This window comes from Pseudomonas sp. GW822-FHT02D10, assembly GCF_058802345.1.
On the sequence record NZ_JBXAOB010000002.1, the window covers coordinates 1 to 3,337 of the forward strand.

At 50.9% G+C, this 3,337-nt stretch carries 2 rRNA genes; both read right to left on the reverse strand.

Going from position 1 to position 3,337, the window contains the following annotated elements:
* Positions 1-71, reverse strand: a 5S ribosomal RNA gene (gene rrf, locus AC1RPZ_RS03180); the annotation flags it as partial.
* Positions 72-225: 154 nt separating this feature from the next.
* A 23S ribosomal RNA gene (locus tag AC1RPZ_RS03185) occupies positions 226-3,117 on the reverse strand.
* Positions 3,118-3,337 lie beyond the last annotated feature (220 nt).

The window sequence follows — 3,337 nt, forward strand, 5'->3', positions numbered from 1 at the left end:
TCGGCGATGCATCGTTTCACTGCTGAGTTCGGGATGGGATCAGGTGGTTCCAATGCTCTATGGTCGTCAAGAAATTCGGTAGCCAGGTCGTTCTCCTTTCGGATCACGCTCCAGCGAATGGGTATGTAATAGATTTGTGTGTTTTTCCGAACTTTCGGTGTACTTCGTCTTCACACACCGCAATCTGGTTCTTCTTTCGAAGCAAGCAGATTGCTTGGGTGTTATATGGTCAAGCCTCACGGGCAATTAGTATTGGTTAGCTCAACGCCTCACAGCGCTTACACACCCAACCTATCAACGTCGTAGTCTTCGACGGCCCTTCAGGGGACTCAAGGTCCCAGTGAGATCTCATCTTGAGGCTAGTTTCCCGCTTAGATGCTTTCAGCGGTTATCTATTCCGAACATAGCTACCCGGCAATGCCACTGGCGTGACAACCGGAACACCAGAGGTTCGTCCACTCCGGTCCTCTCGTACTAGGAGCAGCCCCTCTCAAATCTCAAACGTCCACGGCAGATAGGGACCGAACTGTCTCACGACGTTCTAAACCCAGCTCGCGTACCACTTTAAATGGCGAACAGCCATACCCTTGGGACCGGCTTCAGCCCCAGGATGTGATGAGCCGACATCGAGGTGCCAAACACCGCCGTCGATATGAACTCTTGGGCGGTATCAGCCTGTTATCCCCGGAGTACCTTTTATCCGTTGAGCGATGGCCCTTCCATACAGAACCACCGGATCACTAAGACCTACTTTCGTACCTGCTCGACGTGTCTGTCTCGCAGTCAAGCGCGCTTTTGCCTTTATACTCTACGACCGATTTCCGACCGGTCTGAGCGCACCTTCGTACTCCTCCGTTACTCTTTAGGAGGAGACCGCCCCAGTCAAACTACCCACCATACACTGTCCTCGATCCGGATAACGGACCTGAGTTAGAACCTCAAAGTTGCCAGGGTGGTATTTCAAGGTTGGCTCCACGCGAACTGGCGTCCACGCTTCAAAGCCTCCCACCTATCCTACACAAGCAAATTCAAAGTCCAGTGCAAAGCTATAGTAAAGGTTCACGGGGTCTTTCCGTCTAGCCGCGGATACACTGCATCTTCACAGCGATTTCAATTTCACTGAGTCTCGGGTGGAGACAGCGCCGCCATCGTTACGCCATTCGTGCAGGTCGGAACTTACCCGACAAGGAATTTCGCTACCTTAGGACCGTTATAGTTACGGCCGCCGTTTACCGGGGCTTCGATCAAGAGCTTCGCGTTAGCTAACCCCATCAATTAACCTTCCGGCACCGGGCAGGCGTCACACCCTATACGTCCACTTTCGTGTTTGCAGAGTGCTGTGTTTTTAATAAACAGTCGCAGCGGCCTGGTATCTTCGACCGGCATGGGCTTACGGAGCAAGTCCTTCACCCTCACCGGCGCACCTTCTCCCGAAGTTACGGTGCCATTTTGCCTAGTTCCTTCACCCGAGTTCTCTCAAGCGCCTTGGTATTCTCTACCCAACCACCTGTGTCGGTTTGGGGTACGGTTCCTGGTTACCTGAAGCTTAGAAGCTTTTCTTGGAAGCATGGCATCAACCACTTCGTGTACTAAAAGTACACTCGTCATCAGCTCTCGGCCTTAGACTCCCGGATTTACCTAAGAGTCCAGCCTACCACCTTAAACTTGGACAACCAACGCCAAGCTGGCCTAGCCTTCTCCGTCCCTCCATCGCAATAACCAGAAGTACAGGAATATTAACCTGTTTTCCATCGACTACGCTTTTCAGCCTCGCCTTAGGGACCGACTAACCCTGCGTCGATTAACGTTGCGCAGGAAACCTTGGTCTTTCGGCGTGGGTGTTTTTCACACCCATTGTCGTTACTCATGTCAGCATTCGCACTTCTGATACCTCCAGCAAGCTTCTCAACTCACCTTCACAGGCTTACAGAACGCTCCTCTACCGCATCACCTAAGTGATACCCGTAGCTTCGGTGTATGGTTTGAGCCCCGTTACATCTTCCGCGCAGGCCGACTCGACTAGTGAGCTATTACGCTTTCTTTAAAGGGTGGCTGCTTCTAAGCCAACCTCCTAGCTGTCTAAGCCTTCCCACATCGTTTCCCACTTAACCATAACTTTGGGACCTTAGCTGACGGTCTGGGTTGTTTCCCTTTTCACGACGGACGTTAGCACCCGCCGTGTGTCTCCCATGCTCGGCACTTGTAGGTATTCGGAGTTTGCATCGGTTTGGTAAGTCGGGATGACCCCCTAGCCGAAACAGTGCTCTACCCCCTACAGTGATACATGAGGCGCTACCTAAATAGCTTTCGAGGAGAACCAGCTATCTCCGAGCTTGATTAGCCTTTCACTCCGATCCACAGGTCATCCGCTAACTTTTCAACGGTAGTCGGTTCGGTCCTCCAGTTAGTGTTACCCAACCTTCAACCTGCCCATGGATAGATCGCCCGGTTTCGGGTCTATTCCCAGCGACTAGACGCCCTATTAAGACTCGCTTTCGCTACGCCTCCCCTATTCGGTTAAGCTCGCCACTGAAAATAAGTCGCTGACCCATTATACAAAAGGTACGCAGTCACCCAACAAAGTGGGCTCCCACTGCTTGTACGCATACGGTTTCAGGATCTATTTCACTCCCCTCTCCGGGGTTCTTTTCGCCTTTCCCTCACGGTACTAGTTCACTATCGGTCAGTCAGTAGTATTTAGCCTTGGAGGATGGTCCCCCCATATTCAGACAAAGTTTCTCGTGCTCCGTCCTACTCGATTTCATGACCAAGAGATTTTCGCGTACAGGGCTATCACCCACTATGGCCGCACTTTCCAGAGCGTTCCGCTAATCTCAAAGCCACTTAAGGGCTGGTCCCCGTTCGCTCGCCACTACTAAGGGAATCTCGGTTGATTTCTTTTCCTCAGGGTACTTAGATGTTTCAGTTCCCCTGGTTCGCTTCTTAAGCCTATGTATTCAGCTTAAGATAACCATCTTATGATGGCTGGGTTCCCCCATTCAGACATCTCCGGATCACAGTCTGTTTGCCGACTCCCCGAAGCTTTTCGCAGGCTACCACGTCTTTCATCGCCTCTGACTGCCAAGGCATCCACCGTATGCGCTTCTTCACTTGACCATATAACCCCAAGCAATCTGGTTATACTGTGAAGACGACATTCGCCGAAAATTCGCAATTTAACTCACAAATTTTACCTTAGCCTGTAACAACACCAGTGAAAGTGCTGTCCAGTCTATCTTTCTATCACATACCCAAATTTTTAAAGAACGATCTAATCAAAGACTAGAAATCAACATTCACCATCACCACGATGGAATGCTCATTTCTAAGCTTTTAC